We start from the raw sequence: 316 nt of genomic DNA, 5'->3' as shown, positions 1-316 counted from the left end.
TGGTGAAGGTCAGCGACGGCGGCGATATCAGCCAGCTCACTGCTGCCACCCCGTCTTCCGCACCGGTTCAGGCTGCCGCCCCGGCAGGCGCCGGCACCCCGGTCACCGCCCCGCTGGCGGGCAACATCTGGAAGGTGATTGCCACCGAGGGCCAGAGCGTGGCCGAAGGCGACGTGCTGCTGATTCTGGAAGCCATGAAGATGGAAACCGAAATCCGCGCCGCGCAGGCCGGGACGGTACGCGGTATCGCGGTGAAGTCCGGGGACGCGGTCTCCGTGGGCGACACCCTGATGACGCTGGCGTAACGGAGAACTGA

Annotated in this window: 1 protein-coding gene; it reads left to right on the top strand. The window is 67.7% G+C overall.

Annotated features, from left to right (window positions below; all coding sequences use genetic code 11):
• On the top strand, window positions 1-305 hold a 305-nt coding region (locus tag NA330_RS23210; protein WP_438792996.1), incomplete at its 5' end, for a biotin/lipoyl-containing protein.
• Window positions 306-316: the final 11 nt, after the last annotated feature.

Origin of the sequence: Salmonella sp. NW722, assembly GCF_051702785.1 — a bacterium.
Taxonomy (GTDB): domain Bacteria; phylum Pseudomonadota; class Gammaproteobacteria; order Enterobacterales; family Enterobacteriaceae; genus Salmonella; species Salmonella enterica.
Note: the sequence above shows the minus strand (reverse complement) of the source record. Positions and strands in the feature narration are given on the sequence as shown.